The organism is Vibrio sp. 1641 (assembly GCF_033339995.1).
GTDB lineage: Bacteria > Pseudomonadota > Gammaproteobacteria > Enterobacterales > Vibrionaceae > Vibrio > Vibrio alginolyticus.
The window spans coordinates 1-580 of record NZ_JAWOVP010000367.1; the positions used below are offsets into that span (position 1 = coordinate 1).

The 580-nt window shown below is 49.0% G+C and carries 1 protein-coding gene; it reads right to left on the minus strand.

Annotated features, from left to right (window positions below; genetic code table 11):
- Nucleotides 1–580: RNB domain-containing ribonuclease (locus R7Z47_RS26025; RefSeq protein WP_318130924.1), on the minus strand; the 580-nt coding region annotated here is incomplete at both ends.

Sequence of the window (580 nt, forward strand, 5' to 3'; positions counted from 1 at the left end):
GCCAAACCGAAGTGGCCTGCGTTGTCCGCGTTGTACACCGCTTGCTTCATGGAGCGCAACAGCATGGTTTGGATCAGCTCTTGGTCTTGACGACCTGCAATTTGACGCGCGAGATCGGCGTAATCTGTCGGAGAAGGCTCTAAACCACCTTTCAACTCTAAACCTAGCTCACTTAGGAAATCGCGGAAGCCTTGCAAGCGCAGCTCACCCGGAGATTCGTGAATACGATACAGTGCAGGCTCTTTGGCTTTTTCTACCAACGATGCCGAGGCAATGTTAGCTAAGATCATACATTCTTCGATGATCTTATGCGCATCATTACGAATCACTGGCTCAATGCTTTCAATCTTGCGCTCAGCATTAAAAATGAATTTGGTTTCGACGGTCTCAAACTCAATCGCACCACGTTGATCACGCGCTTCTTTCAACACTTTGTACATCGCGTGCAACTCTTCAAGATGCGACACGAGTGGCTGGTAGCGTTCACGCAGTTCTTCATCACCTTCAAGAATCGCGCTCACTTTGCTATATGTGAGACGAGCGTGGGAATTCATTACCGCTTCGTAGTGCTTGTCGCTTG